The sequence below is a fragment of the Candidatus Neomarinimicrobiota bacterium genome (genome assembly GCA_034716895.1).
Taxonomy (GTDB): Bacteria; Fidelibacterota; UBA8477; order UBA8477; family JABMPR01; genus JABMPR01.
In genome coordinates, this window is the sequence record JAYEKW010000072.1 from 1 (window position 1) to 15,981 (window position 15,981).

The window sequence follows — 15,981 nt, forward strand, 5'->3', positions numbered from 1 at the left end:
TCATGCCTGGAGATAATGTAAACTTAACGATCGAGTTGATACAGCCCATCGCCATGGAGCAGGAGCTGCGTTTCGCTATTCGCGAAGGTGGCCATACTGTTGGTGCTGGTGTTGTTACTGAGATCATTGAATAATAATAAACAACGTAACTTAAGCTAATAAGAGGAATCCAGAATGCCGTCACAGACAATAAGAATCAGTCTCAAGGCATATGATCATAATCTGCTGGATAAATCCACGGCAAGAATCGTTCAAACCGCTAAGTCCACTGGGGCTGTTATTGCGGGGCCGATTCCGCTGCCCACGAAGCGTTCTATCGTGACGGTACTGCGGTCCCCCCACGTGAATAAAAAATCACGTGAACAGTTTCAGACAAAGATTCATAAGCGTTTGGTCGATATACACAACTCGTCTGCAAAGACAGTTGATGCCTTGATGAAGTTGGATTTACCCGCTGGTGTTGACATTGAGATTAAGGTGTAACATGAGAGGTTTAATTGGACAGAAACTGGGAATGACACAGTTCTGGCTGGATGACGGACGGGTTGTACCTGTCACCGTTATTCAGGGAGGACCATGTGTTATTACTCAGATCAAGACTGAAAAGACTGATGGATATTCATCAGTTCAGCTTGGTTATAAAGACAAAAAAGAATCACGCACAACCAAGGCTCAACTTGGTCACTTCAAAAAAGCTGGCGCAAGCCCTAAGTATTTTGTTCATGAATTCCGCGATTTGGAAGTTGGGGATAAAAAAGAAGGCGATGCTGTAGATGTAGATATGTTTACAGTAGGTGACCGGGTCACTGTATCCGGGACAAGCAAGGGTCGTGGTTTCGCTGGTGTAATGAAGCGCCATAACTTTCATGGTGGTCGTGCCTCCCATGGAAAATCAGATCAGCTGCGTGCTGGTGGTTCCATTGGTGCCAGTTCAGATCCAAGTCGCGTGTGGCTGGGAAAGAAAATGCCTGGACGTTACGGCGGGAAAAGAGCCAGTGTTCGTAATTTAGAGGTTGTTGCAATTGATGTTGACAATCATATCGTAATGGTTAAGGGTGCAGTTCCCGGACCAAACAACGGCTTTGTTGAGCTGCTGGATCGGGGTTGATCATGAAATTAAAACTGTATTCATCTGATGGAAAAGCAACCCAGAAAAAGGTTGATGTCGCTGATTCCGTATTCGGGATCGAGCCCAATGAGCATGTTGTTTATTTGGCTGTTAAGGCTGAATTAAACAATTTGCGCCAGGGATCTGTGAAGACTAAAAGTCGTGCAGAGGTTCGTGGAGGCGGTAAAAAACCCTTTAATCAAAAGGGTCGTGGTGGCGCTCGTGCTGGATCAACCCGTTCACCGATTTGGGTTGGTGGTGGTCATACTTTCGCCATTTCTCCAAAAACCTATAACATGGATTTGCCCAAGAAGGTTAGACGTCTTGCGCGCCGTAGTGTTCTTTCAGATAAGACCAAATCAGAATCTATTTTTGTGGTTGATTCATTCAAATTTGACAAACCCAGAACCAAGGATATTGTCGCTTTTCTGGACACCATGAAACTTTCTGACAAGAAGTTGCTGATCTTGATATCCGATTTTGATGAGACTTTTATGCTGGGTGGCCGCAATCTTAAGAATGTTGCCATCATAGAGACGCGCTATGTGTCTGCTTATGATCTGATAGATAATGAAGCAATTCTTATGGATAAAGCTTCAGTCGAAATTCTTAATGCACAGTTGGCTGAATAGGAGCGATGGTTATGAGTAATAAAATTATCATTGAACCGATTCTCTCTGAGAAAAGTGCGGCCTATCAGGAAGCTGAACGCAAATACGCCTTCAAGGTTCTTAAGTCAGCCAATAAGATTGATATCAAGCGTGCTGTTGAGACTCGCTTTAGCGTCAGGGTTGATAAGGTTGCTACTATGAATATGAACGGCAAGGTCAAGCGCTCTACTATGCGTAGTGGTGGTCGTGTCATTCGGACAGAGGGTCCTCGGGCCTCCTGGAAGAAGGCAATAGTTACCCTCCGCGAAGGCGAAGCAATTGACTTTTTCCGTGATGAACAGGCGTAGAGAGGTTCAGAATGGCTGTAAAAACATATAAACCGATCACTCCTGGACAGCGTTTTAAAACAATGTCATCCTTTGAGGAAATCACCAGGACTAATCCTGAAAAAAGTCTACTGGCACCATTAAAAAAGACGGGTGGCCGTAATAATAAAGGTCGCATTACTTCTCGTCGTCGAGGTGGTGGTCATCGTAGACATTATCGTATTATTGATTTCAAGCGTGACAAGGTTGATATACCTGCACGGGTTGACTCAATCGAATATGATCCCAATCGATCTGCCAATATTGCATTACTGATCTATGCTGATGGTGAGAAACGCTATATTCTAGCTCCTCATAGATTAGTGGTTGGGACTCAGATAATCTCAAGTGAATCCGCGCCTATTAAGGTTGGAAATACCTTGTCACTGCAGAATATCCCTGCTGGTTCTATCGTTCACAATATCGAGATGAAGCCAGGTAAGGGTGGTCAGATTTCCAGATCTGCCGGTGCTGGTGCACAGATCATGGCAAAAGAGGGTGATTATGTAACTCTCAAGCTGCCCAGTGGCGAAATGCGGATGATCCACAAGCGCTGTCGGGCAACTCTTGGCGAAGTTGGAAACAAGGAGCATGAAAATATCTCTTTGGGTAAAGCTGGCCGAGCACGTTGGATGGGTCGCCGACCCAAAGTACGGGGCGTTGCCATGAATCCTGTTGATCACCCAATGGGTGGTGGTGAAGGACGTTCTTCTGGTGGTCGTCACCCGACGACACCCTGGGGAAAACCAACCAAGGGCTATAAGACACGCAAAAAGAATAAAGCGTCAAACAAGTATATTGTCGCTCGACGTAAGAAGAAATAAGGTCTGATATATTATGCCAAGATCTATTAAAAAAGGGCCCTATATAGAGGCCAAACTGCTGGCAAAAGCTGAGGCCGCTCAGGAAAGCAAGAAGCGTGTTGTGATCAAAACCTGGTCACGCCGTTCCATGATCATTCCTGATTTTGTCGGGTTGACCTTTGCCGTACATAATGGAAAAAAATTCATTCCTGTTTATGTCTCTGAGAATATGGTGGGGCATAAGCTTGGAGAATTTTCACCAACAAGAACTTATCGCGGTCACACAGATAAAGCGAGAAAGAAGTAAGTTATGGATGCTGTCGCTAAAGCTAGACATATTCATCAGTCAGCTCGTAAAGTTCGCCAGGTATTGAACGAGGTACGGGGTAAGCAGGTTGAGAATGCGATGAATAAATTGCATTTCACCCCCAAAAAAGCTGCCAGGATCATTGAAAAAACCCTGCGTAGTGCTGTGGCAAATGCGGTGAACCGGGAAGGTTCTGAGGTTGATGCCGACAAGCTGTTTATCAAAGAAGCATTCTGTGATGAAGGTCCTACAATGCGTCGCTTTCGAGCACGTGCCATGGGTCGGGCCACTATCATTAGAAAGCGTACCAGTCACCTGACCATCGTGGTCGCAGAGAAAGAATAGAGGAGTCGTTTTGGGTCAAAAAACACATCCTGTAGGTTTCCGTCTGGGTTTTAACAGAACCTGGAGTTCCAACTGGTTTGACGAGAAGAATTTTGCAGATAAATTGAATGAAGACATTCTGCTGCGGAAATACATATATCAACGTCTCGCTCATGCCGCTGTTGATAAAATCGATATTCATCGTACCAGTAAAAAGATCACTATCTCAATATCTACTGCCCGTCCCGGTATCGTGATCGGTAGAAAAGGTGAAGAAGTCGATCGGTTACGTGAAGAAATTCGCCGACTTACTGCTCGAGAGATACAGATCAATGTAAATGAAATCAAGCGTCCTGAATTGAGTGCTCGTTTGGTTGGCAGAAATATTGCTGATCAGCTGGTGAAAAAGATCGCCTTCCGCCGTGCGGCTAAAAAAGCGATCCAGTCCACCATGCGTATGGGTGCCGAAGGAATCAAAGTGACCGTTTCCGGTCGCTTGGGTGGCGCTGAAATGTCACGTACAGAAACCTTCCATGAAGGTCGTGTACCGCTGCATACCCTGCGTTCTGATATTGATTACGCCCTGGTAGAAGCTCAAACCACATATGGCGTCATTGGCGTTAAGGTTTGGATCTGCAATGGGGAAGCTATCGGAATTGCCGGTTAAGGGAGATTAGATCATGTTAATGCCAAGAAAGGTTAAATACCGTCGGCATCATCGCGGAAGAAAACATGGTAACGCCGCCAGGGGGAACGAAGTATCATTCGGAACCTTTGGACTGAAAGCTCTAGAAGCAGGCTGGATCACTAGCCGCCAGATAGAAGCTACTCGCGTTGCTATCGTACGAAAAGTTCGTAAGTCAGGGCGCATGTGGATTCGTATATTTCCACAGAAACCCGTCACTATCAAACCTGCTGAAACTCGCATGGGCAAGGGAAAGGGTTCACCAGAATATTGGGTGGCCGTTGTCAAGCCTGGTCGAATTATGTTTGAGGTTGATGGTATTGATCTTGCGACAGCCACAGAAGCCTTCCGTCTGGCCGGACATAAATTACCCATTAAAACTAAAACCGTCGCCAGGCGCGATATTCATGAGAGTTGAACATGAAGACTTCTGATATAAAAGATCTTTCAGTAGAAGCCTTGCAAAACAAGCTCGCTGATAATGAGACTGAGATGGCAAATCTTCGTTTTCAGAAAGCGCTTCAGCAATTGGAAAGACCTACCCGTCTGCGAGAATTGCGTCGCGAAATTGCACAGGTAAAAACCGTACTTCATGAAGTAGAATTAGGTATTCGTGAAGATAAAGGGCTAGATGTATGAGTGAACGCGGAAAACGTAAGGTTCTCCAAGGGATTGTCACAAGCAATGCCATGGATAAAACCATCGTGGTAAAAGTAAGTCGCCGTTTGCGCCATCCACTTTACGGAAAGTTCATCAAAAAGAGTAAGAGTTTTAAAGCTCATGATGAAAAGAACGTATCCAAGGTCGGCGATGAGGTGAAAATTATGGAGAGTCGTCCAATTTCCAAAGACAAACGTTGGAGACTCTTGGAGACCGTTAAGCAGGCTTTAGAAGTCTAAATAGCAGGTGAGATAGAACAATGATACAACAAGAAACACGACTCGCAGTCGCTGATAACACAGGTGCTAAGGAAGTCCTCTGTTTCAAGGTTCTTGGTGGCAGTCGCCGTCGATACGCCTCTGTAGGTGATCTGATTATGGTTACAGTAAAACATGCCATTCCCAATAGTACGGTTAAAAAAGGTGAAATTTCCACCGCCGTAGTTGTAAGAACCAAGAAAGAGATCCGTCGCAAAGATGGTAGCTATATTCGATTTGATGAAAATGCTGCTGTATTGCTTAACGCCCAGGGTGAACCACGGGGAACCCGTATCTTCGGTCCCGTTGCCCGTGAATTGCGTGAGAAAAAACATATGCGCATCGTTTCTATGGCGCCAGAAGTGCTCTAGGAGGATATGAATATGAAAATTAAGAAGAACGATCAGGTTGTGGTATTGGCTGGTGCAGATAAAGGAAAGACAGGAAAAGTCTTGGCTGTATTCCCGAAAACTAAGCGAGTGTTGGTTGAGGGCGTTAACTTTATCAAGAAGCATCAACGCCAGACTTCAGCAAATGCACCCTCCGGTATTATTGAAAAGGAAGCAGCCATGCACATGTCAAATGTAGCATTGCTTCAGGACGGTAAACCAGCAAAGGTTGGCTATAAACATTTGGAAGATGGTCGCAAGGTACGCTTTTTAAAAGCTTCCGGCGAAATCATCGATCGATAAGGTGTGAGTAGATATGAGTGATTATACACCTAGATTAAAAGAAAAATATGTCGCAGAAGTTGTTCCTGTACTCATGAAGAAGTTTGAGTATTCAAGTACGATGCAGGTTCCTACTGTGAAGAAGATCACCATCAATATGGGTTTGGGAAAAGCGAAAGAAGAACCTCGCCGCTTGGAAGCAGCAGTCAATGAGTTGACCACTATCTCTGGGCAAAAGGCAGTTATTACCAAAGCCAAAAAAGCAATTTCAAACTTTAAGCTGCGCGCTGGAGATCCGGTGGGCGCTCGTGTGACCCTGCATGGTAAGAACATGTGGGAGTTTCTTGATCGTTTGATCGCAATTGCTTTGCCCCGTGTGCGTGACTTCAATGGGGTTCCCAACAGGTCATTTGATGGTCGTGGGAACTACAGTCTCGGTATCAAGGAACAAATTATCTTCCCGGAAATCGATTATGATAAGATCGAAGGTGTGAACGGGATGGATATCAGTATCACTACCTCTGCAAATACAGATGAAGAAGCTTTTGAGCTATTATCAGCTCTGGGTACCCCCTTCAGACGCAAGCAGGTATAGGAGCAGTTTGAATTATGGCTAAAAAATCCCTGATCGCCAAAGCAAAACGGACACCTAAGTTTAAGGTGAGAGGCTACAATCGTTGCCGGGTGTGTGGAAGACCCCGTGGTTATCTACGCAAGTTCGGTCTATGTAGAATCTGTTTTCGTGAGTTGGCACTTAAAGGTGAAATCCCTGGCATTGTTAAGGCCAGTTGGTAAGGAGACCATTCAATATGTCAATGAATGATCCAATCTCTGATTTCCTAACCCGCATTCGTAATGCCCAGCAAGCTGGACACCGTTGGACCGATATTCCAAGTTCCAACCTCAAGCTTCGCATGGCATTGTTACTTAAGTTGGAAGGATATATCAAAGATTTTGTTATCGTCGAAGATGATAAGCAGAATGTATTACGAGTTTATTTGAAATATACAACCAAAGGCTCGCCGGTTATCACTGGTTTGACCCGTATCAGTCGTCCTGGTCGTCGTCATTATGTACCTGCTGATAATCTGCCTCGCGTTCGTAATGGTTTGGGGATCGCTATTCTCACTACCAGTCGCGGCGTGATCACTGACAAGCAAGCGAAGCGCGAGCGTGTTGGTGGCGAAGTCTTGTGTCATGTGTGGTAGAGGTTAATCGTGTCAAGAATTGGAAAAATGCCAGTTGCGATCCCCGCAGGAGTAGAGGTAAAAGTTCACGCCGATTATATTGAGGCTAAAGGCCCCAAAGGTGCTGATCTTGTTGAAACTCTTCCTCTGGTCAAGGTGGAACAAGTCGAGAATGAGATAATCGTTACTCGAAATTCTGATGAAAAAGATGCTCGTGCCGTCCACGGACTAACGCGCGCATTGATTAATAATTTAGTTACAGGTGTATCTACAGGCTTCTCGCGTGAAATGGAAGTGATAGGTACCGGTTTCACTGTATTACCTCAGCAGGGTGGTCTGCTCCTGAACGTTGGTTTTTCTCATCCTGTATTTATTGGTGCAGTTGATGGCATTAACTATGATGTGAAAAAGGGTAACACCAATTTCACCGTGAGAGGCTATAGCAAGTATATGGTCGGTCAGATCTCTGCTAAGATTCGTTCAGTACGTCCACCTGAGCCCTTTAAGGGTAAGGGTATTCGCTATAAAGACGAATACGTGAGACGTAAAGCCGGAAAAACTGTTGGAAAATAAAGGATTTAAGCTGTGAAGTATCCTAAATCAGCAAAAGAACTTAAAAGGCTGAAAAAGAAAAAAGCTCTGCGCGCCCGTTTATCGGGGACAGCAGAGGTACCCCGTTTGGTTGTATTCCGCAGCAATCGTCATATTTATGCTCAGGTTGTTAACGATCTCGAGAATCGTGTACTCTTTGGAAGTACAGATCTTCAGGAAGCTGTTAAAGGACAACTGAAAAAAGAGAGTAATAAAACTGACGCAAGTATGGCGCTCGGTAAAAGTATTGCTGAAAAAGCCAAAGCAGCTGGTATTAAAAAGGTCGTATTTGACCGTAATGGGTTTAAATACCACGGCCGTGTCAAAGCGTTGGCTGAGTCGGTAAGAGCCGAAGGATTGGAGTGCTAATGAAACGATCAATTAATCCCAGCGAGATCGAGTTTAAAGAGGAAAAGGTCGTCAAGATCAACCGGGTTGCTAAGGTTGTGAAAGGTGGTCGTCGGTTTAGCTTCAATGCAATTGTTGTTGTAGGTGATGGGAATGGTCACGTTGGTGTTGGTTTGGGAAAAGCCAACGAAGTCATGAGTTCTGTCAATAAGGGTAAAGAGAACGCCAAAAAGAGCGTTGTCAAAGTTCCCATTGTGAATGGAACACTTCCTCATGCTGTCATTGGTAAATATGGCGCTGGTCGGGTTATGCTGAAACCAGCATCTCCTGGTACTGGGATCATTGCTGGTGGTGCTATCCGTGCCATTATGGAACAGGTTGGTATTACTGATGTTCTGGCTAAGATTCTGGGAACTCGTAACCCTCATAATGTTATCAAGGCGACTATGGAAGGGCTTTCACAGCTGAATGATGCTACTGAGATCGCCCACAAACGTGGAATTTCCATTCAGGAGTTATTTAACTAAAATGAGTGCCAAGAAAAAAGTCGAGCAGGTCAGGGTAACCCAGATCAAAGGGCTTATCGGACAAAAAGAAAAATTAAAACGAACTGTTGAAGCGCTTGGTTTAAAGCGTATCGACCATAGTGTTGTTCATGAGGACAATCCTGTTATCCAGGGGATGATCTTCAAAGTGAAACACTTGGTAACAGTGGAGAAAGTATAAATGAAATTAGGTGATTTGAACCCAGCTGCCGGTTCAACCAAAAAACGGAAACGGATTGGCCGTGGCAATGCCTCTGGTTGGGGTCGTAATGCCGGTCGTGGCGAAAAAGGTTATGGTTCCAGAACTGGATCTAAAAGTGCCGGTCTCTTTGAGGGTGGTCAGATGCCTCTGCATAGAAGATTACCAAAACGTGGTTTCACCAACCATTTTCGTAAGGAATATGAGATTCTGAATTTGCGGGATCTTGCCAGAATTGAAACCGCTACCATTGATGCAACCGTCCTGGTTGAAGCCGGTCTGATTAATAAAGCCGGAAATTTGATCAAAGTACTGGGCGATGGTGAGATCGATCGTGCTGTGGAGATCACAGCAGATGCTTTCAGCAAGTCTGCTGAAGAGAAGATTACTGCTGCCGGAGGAAAGGTAACGCGTCGATGATTGAAAAAATCAGAACCATTTTCCGAATTCCAGAATTAAAGAATAGAATTCTCTTTACCTTAGGGATGATCGCTGTATTTCGACTCGGAAGTCATGTACCGCTGCCAGGTGTTGATGTTAACGTACTCAGTGCGGCCATCGACAATTTGCAGCAGGGGATGCAAGGATTTCTAGGCTTATTTGATCTTTTCGCAGGCGGGAACTTTAAAAAAGCCACCGTCTTCGCCATTGGCATTATGCCCTATATCTCCGCATCAATCATATTGCAGTTACTTGGGTCTGTTATTCCATATTTCCAGAAGCTGCAGAAGGAAGGTGAAGAAGGTCGGAAAAAGATCACGCAGTTAACCAGATATGCTACCGTTTTGATCGCCACCATGCAGGCGTGGGGTATTGGTATATTCCTAAGCAGTATGGAAGCCTCTGTGGGTGGAGCCAGTGCCAAGGTTGTCCCTGATGGCGGGGCTGGTTTTATGGCTTTAACAGTCATTACCCTGGTTACTGGTACTATCTTTTTGATGTGGTTGGGTGAACAAATCACCGAACGCGGTATTGGCAACGGAATATCGTTGATCATCATGATTGGTATTTTGGTTCGCTTGCCTCAGGTGATCTTTAAAGAGATCCATTACGTACAGAATGAAGTTCATACAATATTTACCGAAATACTCCTTATCGGTATTTTGATCGCTGTTGTTGCAGCCGTCATCATGCTGACCCAGGGGACTCGTAAGATTCCCGTACAATATGCGAAGCGGGTTGTTGGCCGTAAGGTATATGGTGGCCAATCTACTCACATTCCTTTGAGAATCAATACTGCTGGTGTAATGCCGATCATCTTTGCTCAGGCCATCCTGATGCTTCCAGGTATGATTGGTACATATTTCTCGGAAAGTGCCTGGGTTGGTACGATGTTGAGGTTGTTCGACTATAACCACCCCTTTTATCTAACCGTATTTGGACTCTTCATTGTATTTTTTACCTATTTCTACACCGCGATTGCTTTTAATCCGGTTGAAGTTGCTGACAATATGAAAAAGCAAGGTGGTTTCATACCGGGGATTCGTCCTGGGAAAAGAACTGCTGAGTTTATCGATAATATTCTCACCAGGGTTACTTTACCTGGAGCAATAGCTTTGGCTTTGATCGCAGTTTTTCCATCGATTATTGTCAATTTTTTAAATGTTGATTATGATGTAGCCAGTTTTTTTGGGGGAACCAGCCTGTTGATCATGGTTGGTGTAGCATTGGATACACTGCAGCAAGTAGAATCACATCTGCTGATGCGTCACTATGACGGATTTATGAAATCCGGCAAGTTGCGTGGTCGTAGGCGGATGTAGTCTATTTAGACTGCGTTTTTTGATATGATTCGGTACAAATCAACAGAAGAAATTCGTACAATTCGGCGTGCTGCCAAAATCGTACATGAAGCCCTGCTGAAGGTTGAAGAAAATGTTCGACCTGGGGTGACACTGCAAGCGCTGGACGCGGTTGCAGAGAATTACATTCTGAGTCAGGGAGCACTACCAGGCTTTAAGGGTCTGTATGACTTTCCGGCTACCCTTTGTCTTTCACCAAACGATATGGTTGTGCACGGCATTCCAGATAACACGGTGCTCAACGAAGGTGATATCATTGGGGTTGATTGTGGTGCCATTGTAGATGGGTATTACGGAGATCATGCAATAACTTTTGCAGTTGGTGCGATCTCAGAGGAGGATCAAAAACTTCTTGACGTAACAAGGGATTCCCTGCACCGCGGCATTGGGCAGTGTATTCCGGGAAACCATCTTGGTGACATCGGACACGCAATACAATCATTCTGTGAATCACATGGTTATAGTGTTGTCCGCGAATTGGTTGGACATGGTATTGGCCGACAATTACACGAAGATCCCCAAGTGCCAAATTATGGTATAGCCGGGAGCGGAGTTGAATTGAAGGAAGGTATGTGTCTCGCCATTGAACCGATGATAAATGCCGGTGTTAAAGAGATTTACACCGGTGAAGATGGATGGGCGATCAGGACTCGAGATGGGAAATATTCGGCCCACTTTGAACATACCATTGCAATAACTGCAAATGGTCCGGTTGTGCTGAGCACAATTGAAACAACGGTATTTGATTAGGTAAGGATCGTATGGCAAAAGAGAAAATGATCGTAGCAGATGGGAATATTATGGAGAATCTTCCAAATGCCTCATTTCGCGTGAAACTCGAAAATGGTCATGAGGTTCTTGCACACATTTCAGGTAAAATGCGAATGCATTATATCAAGATACTACCAGGAGATAAGGTTACGGTGGAATTGTCACCCTACGATCTTTCTCGTGGCAGGATCACCTACCGCTACAAATAACTAAATAGGACGTAGATCAATGAAAGTAAGAGCATCAGTAAAACCAATTTGTGATAAGTGCAAAGTGGTTCGCCGCAAGGGCAAGGTGTTAGTTATTTGCGAAAATCCTAAACATAAGCAAAGACAAGGTTAAGGAGTAATCACTTGGCACGTATAGCAGGTGTTGACTTACCAAGAAACAAACAGCTCCAATATGGACTGACTTACATTTATGGTATCGGTTATCATTTTGCCGGTGAAATATGTGAGAAGGCAGGTGTTGACCCGGAACTTAGAGTACAAGAGCTCACTGAAAATCAAGTTAGAGATCTTCGTGAGGTAATTACCAAAGAATACCAGGTCGAAGGTGCCTTGAGAAATGAGACCCAGATGAATATCAAACGTCTCATGGATATTGGCTGTTATCGTGGATTGAGACATCGTCGTGGTTTACCGGTTCGCGGGCAGAATACTAAGAATAATGCTCGTACCAGAAAAGGCCGTAAACGTAATGTCGGTATCAAGAAGAAGTAGGAGATAGTTAAGTGGCTAAAGCTCAAGCTAAATCCCGAAAAAAGAGAAAACTTAAAGTAGAGCCCGAGGGCATTGTCCATATTAAGGCTAGCTTTAATAATACAATCATCAGTATCACCGATCGTAACGGAAACGTGATCGCATGGGCCAGTTCCGGTGTAGCCGGATTTAAAGGCTCTCGTAAGAATACTCCATTTGCTGCCTCACTAGCTGCCGAAAAGGTTGCTAAGGAAGCGATGGATGCCGGATTACAGCAGGCTGAGATTCGGGTAAAAGGTCCAGGTGGTGGTCGTGAATCAGCGATTCGCTCAATTGCTGCTTTGGGTCTTGAAATTACAGCAATTAAAGACATCACACCCATTCCTCATAATGGGTGCCGTCCGTCTAAGAAACGTCGCGTTTAAGGAATTATAAGATATGGCACGTTTTAATGGCCCCCGTGGCAAGATTTGCCGTCGGTTAGGTTTCCAGGCTTTCGAGTCTCCGAAGTTTGCCTCCCCGACCAAGAATTATCCCCCGGGACAACACGGTCCTTCATATCGCCGCAGACCTTCAGAGTATGGTTTGCAGCTTAAAGAAAAACAAAAAATGAAATACCTTTATGGTGTTCTTGAAAAACAATTTCGTACCTATTTCAAGAAAGCCAATTTGAAAAAAGGTATTACTGGTCACAATCTGGTAGTCATGCTGGAAAGTCGCCTGGACAATACAGTGTATCGCCTAGGCTTTGCCAGAACTCGTCGGCAAGCTCGTCAGCTTGTAAATCATGGTCATTTTCTTGTGAACAATAAAAAGGTCAATATTCCCAGTTTTCAGATGAAACCCGGTGATATGATCAAAGTTCGTGAAAAAAGCAAAAAGCTAGAGTTTATCCATGATGCAATGCGTCGGGTTCAGGGTGAAGGTAGTTTTCCCTGGCTGAAACTGGACAAGGCTAACATGGAAGGTATCTATGTTGAAGCCCCTGCTCGTGACCAGATTCATGATGAATACAATGAACAGCTCGTTGTAGAGTTGTACTCCAAGTAAAAGTGGAGAAAGGATAATATGCCTAACTTTCACATACCTACATCATTTAAGATCAAAGATGGTGGTAGTGCTGATCAACAGAATTTCGTTGTGGGTCCACTTGAGAGAGGATACGGAGTTACCATCGGTAACAGTTTACGTCGTGTTCTTCTGTCATCAATGCCCGGAGCTGCCATAACCAGTGTTCGCATGGAAAATGTGCTCCACGAGTTTGCCACCATTAAAGGTGTTAAAGAAGATGTAACAGATATTATTCTGAACCTTAAGGGCGTGCGTTTTAAATTGTTGGATTCTAATCCAGACAAAGTACAGATCACCCTCAAGGGACCCCATATCTTCACAGCAGCTGATATAAATAATGGTGAGGATCAATTTGAGATCCTGAACCCTGACCATCATATCGCTACTTTGAATGATGAAGCTGAACTTAATGTTGAATTAAGGATCCAGCGTGGTCGTGGGTACGTTCCTGCAGATCAGAATAAATTACCGGATTATCCCATCGGTACAATTTTTATTGATAGCATCTTTTCCCCTATTGTTAAGGCAACTTTTGAAGTTGAACAGCTTCAGGGAACAGAAGATGAAGATCTTGAGATGCTGGATCTAGCAGTAAAAACTGATGGTAGTATTGCTCCACAAGAAGCAGTAAACTATGCTGCCAAAATGCTCATAGATCATGTACGCATTTTCGTCACTGAAGATATCAAGTTGATCACTGAGCCAGAATCAGAGATCGACGAAGAAGTACTGCGTATTCGCAATGAGTTGAAACGTAGTATTGATGAACTTGAATTATCCGTTCGTTCCTATAATTGTCTCCAGGCTGCTGAGATCAAGAACATTTCTGATCTGGTCAGCAAGGAAGAACAAGAGATGCTCCGCTATAAGAACTTTGGGCGAAAATCTCTAACTGAGCTTAATGAAAAACTCGCTGAGCTTGGCTTGCATTTTGGAATGGAAATCGATAAATACATTTCTGAAGAATAGGCTGGTTTTATAGTATGCGACATAGAAAAGATGGTAGAAAACTAGGCCGGACGGCCAGCCACCGTAAGGCCATGTTGGCCAATATGGCGGCGAACCTGTTCCTGCATAAGCAGATTCGAACCACACATCCCAAGGCTCTTGAAGCTCGTCGGCTTGCTGAATCCTTGATCACGAAAGCAAAAAAGGGTGATCTCCACTCTCGCCGGCTCGTGTTGAAAGTGATTCCTCAAAAAGATGTAGTCAATATCCTGTTCGATGAGATCGCACCGCAGTACGCCGATCGAAATGGCGGCTACACTCGAATCATCAAATTGGGACAGCGTAAGAATGATGCTGCTCATGTTTCACTTCTTTCTTTAGTGGATTTTGATCCCTCAGGTGGGGCATCCAAAACTGCTGCAAAAGAAAAAGTGAAAAAGACACCCAAAAAAGAAGTGGTGGAAGAAACTTCTGTAGAGCCTGTTGAAGAAGCCGTTGTAGTAGAAACTGAAGCAAGTACTGCTGAGGTTGAAATGGCTGATTCTCCTGCTGAAGAACCAGAAGAGTCTGATCCCCAAACGGACAAATCCTGATCATTTAATTCTACTTTGAGAATTTGATGAATCTGAGATATCTAAAGGCAGGGATTATCCCTGCCTTTTTAATTCTGCTAAGTTTACCCCAGTTACTCCTGGCTGCACCAGTTCAGGGAATATGGGTGGTTCGCCATTCCATTACCTCGCCCCATAAAGTGAGAAAGCTGGTTGAATTTGCCAGTGCGAACGGTTATACCGACCTATTTATTCAGGTTAGAGGACGGGCAGATGCCTACTATGATAGTAAGATCGTACCACGCTCAACACTTTTACCCTCGGGAACGTATGATCCACTGAAGGATATCATACCTCGCGCACATGCCCAGAATATAAGGGTGCATGCCTGGGTCAATATGTATCTGTCCTGGTCTGCCCGAAAACTACCAGCAGATCCGAGCCACATCGTTAAGCGACATCCAGAATGGGTTGAAATAAACGGTCAGGGCAAGAGTGATTTGGAATTTATCGCTCAGAATGGCCGGAATGGTCGCGAAGGAGTCTATCTGTCACCACTGAATGATGAGGTGAATGGACATTTACTCCAGGTTATAAACGAGATCGTTCAAAACTATCAGGTAGATGGAATTCATTTGGATTACGTCCGTTTTCAGGATAGAGATTATGGCTATAACAGAGCCGGACGAAAAAAATTCCTCATGCAGTATAATGTGGATCCCATTACCCTGGGAAATGGAAAGGGATCATACTGGTATCGCCTTAATCCGGAAGACAAAGAAAAGTACTGGCTCTACTGGAATGAATTCCGTCGTTCTGAACTAACTCTTTTTATTGGTCGTATTCATAAAAGTATTCAGCATATTCGTCCTGAAGTTAAATTGTCGGCGGCCGTGAAGCCAAATCCAAATATTGCCAAAACGCGATTTTTTCAGGATTGGTCCACATGGCTTAAAAATGGAAGTATGGATTTTGTAGTTCCCATGAACTACGCCAAATCTGACAGAGATTTTAAACACAGTATGATAGCTATGAACAATACCGGAATCTCAAGCAGGCAAATATTTATGGGTATTGCTACCTATAATCAGAATAGCTTTACATCCAGCACCAAAATTGGACTTGCCAGAACGGCAGGCTTTAAGAATTTGGTCATCTTTTCCTATGACACTTATGAAAAAGATCCACGTTATTTTGATCAGATTCATCGTAGCTTGAGTAATTATTGAAAAGACGGAGATTAATCGTATTTAAAATGCTTCGAGAGCCTCAGCAAGACACGCTTTAGATTTGTTTCCCTGAGATCCTCGAAGGGTAACGCAAATTAATATTTCAACGGAATCATACGGCTAATCTCCGCCACAAAAAAACAGGAGGCAATATGAAGCGCATCATTACACCGCCTACAGGTACCAAATTGCATTGTAAAGGTTGGCATCAGGAAGCTGCTTATCGCATGATACAACATAACCTGAG

The 15,981-nt window shown here is 44.3% G+C and carries 32 protein-coding genes; all 32 read left to right on the forward strand.

Going from position 1 to position 15,981, the window contains the following annotated elements; all coding sequences use genetic code 11:
- Positions 1 to 134, forward strand: a 134-nt coding sequence (tuf, locus tag U9Q77_04885; protein MEA3286691.1) for an elongation factor Tu, incomplete at its 5' end; no start/stop codon positions are given.
- Positions 135 to 174: 40 nt separating this feature from the next.
- A complete protein-coding gene (rpsJ, locus tag U9Q77_04890; protein ID MEA3286692.1) occupies positions 175 to 483 on the forward strand; it encodes a 30S ribosomal protein S10 in 309 nt (102 codons plus the stop codon).
- 1 nt (position 484) lies between these two features.
- Positions 485 to 1,108 carry a 50S ribosomal protein L3 gene (gene rplC / locus U9Q77_04895; GenBank protein MEA3286693.1) on the forward strand — a complete coding sequence of 208 codons (624 nt, stop codon included), beginning with the start codon at positions 485 to 487 and terminating at the stop codon, positions 1,106 to 1,108.
- Positions 1,109 to 1,110: 2 nt separating this feature from the next.
- A complete protein-coding gene (rplD, locus tag U9Q77_04900; protein MEA3286694.1) occupies positions 1,111 to 1,740 on the forward strand; it encodes a 50S ribosomal protein L4 in 630 nt (209 codons plus the stop codon).
- 5 nt (positions 1,741 to 1,745) lie between these two features.
- A complete protein-coding gene (gene rplW, locus U9Q77_04905) occupies positions 1,746 to 2,066 on the forward strand; it encodes a 50S ribosomal protein L23 (GenBank protein MEA3286695.1) in 321 nt (106 codons plus the stop codon).
- An 11-nt stretch (positions 2,067 to 2,077) separates the two neighbouring features.
- A complete protein-coding gene (rplB, locus tag U9Q77_04910; GenBank protein ID MEA3286696.1) occupies positions 2,078 to 2,908 on the forward strand; it encodes a 50S ribosomal protein L2 in 831 nt (276 codons plus the stop codon).
- A 13-nt stretch (positions 2,909 to 2,921) separates the two neighbouring features.
- Positions 2,922 to 3,194 carry a 30S ribosomal protein S19 gene (gene rpsS / locus U9Q77_04915; GenBank protein MEA3286697.1) on the forward strand — a complete coding sequence of 91 codons (273 nt, stop codon included), beginning with the start codon at positions 2,922 to 2,924 and terminating at the stop codon, positions 3,192 to 3,194.
- 3 nt (positions 3,195 to 3,197) lie between these two features.
- Positions 3,198 to 3,539, forward strand: a complete 342-nt coding sequence (gene rplV, locus U9Q77_04920; GenBank protein ID MEA3286698.1) for a 50S ribosomal protein L22 — start codon at positions 3,198 to 3,200, stop codon at positions 3,537 to 3,539.
- Positions 3,540 to 3,549: 10 nt separating this feature from the next.
- Positions 3,550 to 4,185 carry a 30S ribosomal protein S3 gene (rpsC, locus tag U9Q77_04925; GenBank protein MEA3286699.1) on the forward strand — a complete coding sequence of 212 codons (636 nt, stop codon included), beginning with the start codon at positions 3,550 to 3,552 and terminating at the stop codon, positions 4,183 to 4,185.
- A gap of 13 nt (positions 4,186 to 4,198) precedes the next feature.
- The gene (gene rplP / locus U9Q77_04930) at positions 4,199 to 4,621 is read left to right on the forward strand and encodes a 50S ribosomal protein L16 (GenBank protein MEA3286700.1); all 423 of its coding nucleotides are present in this window, start codon (positions 4,199 to 4,201) and stop codon (positions 4,619 to 4,621) included.
- 2 nt (positions 4,622 to 4,623) lie between these two features.
- Positions 4,624 to 4,842 (forward strand): 50S ribosomal protein L29, encoded by a 219-nt coding sequence (rpmC, locus tag U9Q77_04935; GenBank protein MEA3286701.1) that lies wholly within the window; start codon positions 4,624 to 4,626, stop codon positions 4,840 to 4,842.
- Positions 4,839 to 5,102 carry a 30S ribosomal protein S17 gene (rpsQ, locus tag U9Q77_04940; protein MEA3286702.1) on the forward strand — a complete coding sequence of 88 codons (264 nt, stop codon included), beginning with the start codon at positions 4,839 to 4,841 and terminating at the stop codon, positions 5,100 to 5,102. The genes rpmC and rpsQ overlap by 4 nt, the downstream gene beginning before the upstream one ends.
- 20 nt (positions 5,103 to 5,122) lie before the next feature.
- Entirely contained in the window at positions 5,123 to 5,491 is a 369-nt protein-coding gene (rplN, locus tag U9Q77_04945; GenBank protein MEA3286703.1) for a 50S ribosomal protein L14, read from the forward strand.
- A 6-nt stretch (positions 5,492 to 5,497) separates the two neighbouring features.
- A complete protein-coding gene (gene rplX / locus U9Q77_04950) occupies positions 5,498 to 5,812 on the forward strand; it encodes a 50S ribosomal protein L24 (protein MEA3286704.1) in 315 nt (104 codons plus the stop codon).
- Between the two features lie 13 nt (positions 5,813 to 5,825).
- Positions 5,826 to 6,386, forward strand: a complete 561-nt coding sequence (gene rplE / locus U9Q77_04955; protein ID MEA3286705.1) for a 50S ribosomal protein L5 — start codon at positions 5,826 to 5,828, stop codon at positions 6,384 to 6,386.
- A gap of 14 nt (positions 6,387 to 6,400) precedes the next feature.
- On the forward strand, positions 6,401 to 6,586 hold the full coding sequence (locus tag U9Q77_04960) for a type Z 30S ribosomal protein S14 (GenBank protein ID MEA3286706.1): 186 nt from the start codon (positions 6,401 to 6,403) through the stop codon (positions 6,584 to 6,586).
- A gap of 14 nt (positions 6,587 to 6,600) precedes the next feature.
- Complete coding sequence (gene rpsH, locus U9Q77_04965; GenBank protein MEA3286707.1) at positions 6,601 to 6,999, forward strand: 30S ribosomal protein S8; 399 nt, start codon at positions 6,601 to 6,603, stop codon at positions 6,997 to 6,999.
- Between the two features lie 9 nt (positions 7,000 to 7,008).
- Positions 7,009 to 7,551 (forward strand): 50S ribosomal protein L6, encoded by a 543-nt coding sequence (gene rplF / locus U9Q77_04970; GenBank protein ID MEA3286708.1) that lies wholly within the window; start codon positions 7,009 to 7,011, stop codon positions 7,549 to 7,551.
- 12 nt (positions 7,552 to 7,563) lie between these two features.
- Positions 7,564 to 7,938 (forward strand): 50S ribosomal protein L18, encoded by a 375-nt coding sequence (rplR, locus tag U9Q77_04975; protein ID MEA3286709.1) that lies wholly within the window; start codon positions 7,564 to 7,566, stop codon positions 7,936 to 7,938.
- Positions 7,938 to 8,444 (forward strand): 30S ribosomal protein S5, encoded by a 507-nt coding sequence (rpsE, locus tag U9Q77_04980; protein MEA3286710.1) that lies wholly within the window; start codon positions 7,938 to 7,940, stop codon positions 8,442 to 8,444. The genes rplR and rpsE overlap by 1 nt, the downstream gene beginning before the upstream one ends.
- Position 8,445: 1 nt before the next feature.
- Complete coding sequence (gene rpmD / locus U9Q77_04985) at positions 8,446 to 8,643, forward strand: 50S ribosomal protein L30 (GenBank protein ID MEA3286711.1); 198 nt, start codon at positions 8,446 to 8,448, stop codon at positions 8,641 to 8,643.
- Positions 8,644 to 9,081 (forward strand): 50S ribosomal protein L15, encoded by a 438-nt coding sequence (rplO, locus tag U9Q77_04990; GenBank protein ID MEA3286712.1) that lies wholly within the window; start codon positions 8,644 to 8,646, stop codon positions 9,079 to 9,081. It begins immediately after the preceding gene.
- On the forward strand, positions 9,078 to 10,424 hold the full coding sequence (gene secY, locus U9Q77_04995; protein MEA3286713.1) for a preprotein translocase subunit SecY: 1,347 nt from the start codon (positions 9,078 to 9,080) through the stop codon (positions 10,422 to 10,424). Before rplO ends, secY begins: the two co-directional genes overlap by 4 nt.
- A 24-nt stretch (positions 10,425 to 10,448) precedes the next feature.
- Entirely contained in the window at positions 10,449 to 11,213 is a 765-nt protein-coding gene (map, locus tag U9Q77_05000; protein MEA3286714.1) for a type I methionyl aminopeptidase, read from the forward strand.
- A gap of 11 nt (positions 11,214 to 11,224) precedes the next feature.
- Positions 11,225 to 11,443, forward strand: coding sequence for a translation initiation factor IF-1 (gene infA / locus U9Q77_05005; GenBank protein MEA3286715.1), 219 nt, complete (start codon positions 11,225 to 11,227; stop codon positions 11,441 to 11,443).
- Positions 11,444 to 11,462: 19 nt separating this feature from the next.
- Entirely contained in the window at positions 11,463 to 11,576 is a 114-nt protein-coding gene (gene rpmJ / locus U9Q77_05010; GenBank protein ID MEA3286716.1) for a 50S ribosomal protein L36, read from the forward strand.
- Between the two features lie 11 nt (positions 11,577 to 11,587).
- A complete protein-coding gene (gene rpsM / locus U9Q77_05015; protein ID MEA3286717.1) occupies positions 11,588 to 11,956 on the forward strand; it encodes a 30S ribosomal protein S13 in 369 nt (122 codons plus the stop codon).
- Positions 11,957 to 11,967: 11 nt separating this feature from the next.
- Positions 11,968 to 12,360 (forward strand): 30S ribosomal protein S11, encoded by a 393-nt coding sequence (gene rpsK, locus U9Q77_05020; protein MEA3286718.1) that lies wholly within the window; start codon positions 11,968 to 11,970, stop codon positions 12,358 to 12,360.
- Between the two features lie 13 nt (positions 12,361 to 12,373).
- Entirely contained in the window at positions 12,374 to 12,985 is a 612-nt protein-coding gene (gene rpsD / locus U9Q77_05025) for a 30S ribosomal protein S4 (GenBank protein MEA3286719.1), read from the forward strand.
- A gap of 18 nt (positions 12,986 to 13,003) precedes the next feature.
- Positions 13,004 to 13,975, forward strand: a complete 972-nt coding sequence (locus U9Q77_05030; protein MEA3286720.1) for a DNA-directed RNA polymerase subunit alpha — start codon at positions 13,004 to 13,006, stop codon at positions 13,973 to 13,975.
- Between the two features lie 14 nt (positions 13,976 to 13,989).
- Complete coding sequence (gene rplQ, locus U9Q77_05035; protein ID MEA3286721.1) at positions 13,990 to 14,547, forward strand: 50S ribosomal protein L17; 558 nt, start codon at positions 13,990 to 13,992, stop codon at positions 14,545 to 14,547.
- A gap of 26 nt (positions 14,548 to 14,573) precedes the next feature.
- Positions 14,574 to 15,734, forward strand: coding sequence for a family 10 glycosylhydrolase (locus U9Q77_05040; protein ID MEA3286722.1), 1,161 nt, complete (start codon positions 14,574 to 14,576; stop codon positions 15,732 to 15,734).
- Positions 15,735 to 15,981 lie beyond the last annotated feature (247 nt).

Bases quoted from the DNA above. Each gene is read 5' to 3' on its own strand.
- rpsJ (MEA3286692.1), top strand. From the start codon at position 175: ATGCCGTCACAGACAATAAGAATCAGTCTCAAGGCATATGATCATAAT.
- rplC (MEA3286693.1), top strand. From the start codon at position 485: ATGAGAGGTTTAATTGGACAGAAACTGGGAATGACACAGTTCTGGCTG.
- rplD (MEA3286694.1), top strand. From the start codon at position 1,111: ATGAAATTAAAACTGTATTCATCTGATGGAAAAGCAACCCAGAAAAAG.
- rplW (MEA3286695.1), top strand. From the start codon at position 1,746: ATGGTTATGAGTAATAAAATTATCATTGAACCGATTCTCTCTGAGAAA.
- rplB (MEA3286696.1), top strand. From the start codon at position 2,078: ATGGCTGTAAAAACATATAAACCGATCACTCCTGGACAGCGTTTTAAA.
- rpsS (MEA3286697.1), top strand. From the start codon at position 2,922: ATGCCAAGATCTATTAAAAAAGGGCCCTATATAGAGGCCAAACTGCTG.
- rplV (MEA3286698.1), top strand. From the start codon at position 3,198: ATGGATGCTGTCGCTAAAGCTAGACATATTCATCAGTCAGCTCGTAAA.
- rplP (MEA3286700.1), top strand. From the start codon at position 4,199: ATGTTAATGCCAAGAAAGGTTAAATACCGTCGGCATCATCGCGGAAGA.
- rpmC (MEA3286701.1), top strand. From the start codon at position 4,624: ATGAAGACTTCTGATATAAAAGATCTTTCAGTAGAAGCCTTGCAAAAC.
- rpsQ (MEA3286702.1), top strand. From the start codon at position 4,839: ATGAGTGAACGCGGAAAACGTAAGGTTCTCCAAGGGATTGTCACAAGC.
- rplN (MEA3286703.1), top strand. From the start codon at position 5,123: ATGATACAACAAGAAACACGACTCGCAGTCGCTGATAACACAGGTGCT.
- rplX (MEA3286704.1), top strand. From the start codon at position 5,498: ATGAATATGAAAATTAAGAAGAACGATCAGGTTGTGGTATTGGCTGGT.
- rplE (MEA3286705.1), top strand. From the start codon at position 5,826: ATGAGTGATTATACACCTAGATTAAAAGAAAAATATGTCGCAGAAGTT.
- U9Q77_04960 (MEA3286706.1), top strand. From the start codon at position 6,401: ATGGCTAAAAAATCCCTGATCGCCAAAGCAAAACGGACACCTAAGTTT.
- rpsH (MEA3286707.1), top strand. From the start codon at position 6,601: ATGTCAATGAATGATCCAATCTCTGATTTCCTAACCCGCATTCGTAAT.
- rpsE (MEA3286710.1), top strand. From the start codon at position 7,938: ATGAAACGATCAATTAATCCCAGCGAGATCGAGTTTAAAGAGGAAAAG.
- rpmD (MEA3286711.1), top strand. From the start codon at position 8,446: ATGAGTGCCAAGAAAAAAGTCGAGCAGGTCAGGGTAACCCAGATCAAA.
- rplO (MEA3286712.1), top strand. From the start codon at position 8,644: ATGAAATTAGGTGATTTGAACCCAGCTGCCGGTTCAACCAAAAAACGG.
- secY (MEA3286713.1), top strand. From the start codon at position 9,078: ATGATTGAAAAAATCAGAACCATTTTCCGAATTCCAGAATTAAAGAAT.
- map (MEA3286714.1), top strand. From the start codon at position 10,449: ATGATTCGGTACAAATCAACAGAAGAAATTCGTACAATTCGGCGTGCT.
- infA (MEA3286715.1), top strand. From the start codon at position 11,225: ATGGCAAAAGAGAAAATGATCGTAGCAGATGGGAATATTATGGAGAAT.
- rpmJ (MEA3286716.1), top strand. From the start codon at position 11,463: ATGAAAGTAAGAGCATCAGTAAAACCAATTTGTGATAAGTGCAAAGTG.
- rpsD (MEA3286719.1), top strand. From the start codon at position 12,374: ATGGCACGTTTTAATGGCCCCCGTGGCAAGATTTGCCGTCGGTTAGGT.
- U9Q77_05030 (MEA3286720.1), top strand. From the start codon at position 13,004: ATGCCTAACTTTCACATACCTACATCATTTAAGATCAAAGATGGTGGT.
- rplQ (MEA3286721.1), top strand. From the start codon at position 13,990: ATGCGACATAGAAAAGATGGTAGAAAACTAGGCCGGACGGCCAGCCAC.
- U9Q77_05040 (MEA3286722.1), top strand. From the start codon at position 14,574: ATGAATCTGAGATATCTAAAGGCAGGGATTATCCCTGCCTTTTTAATT.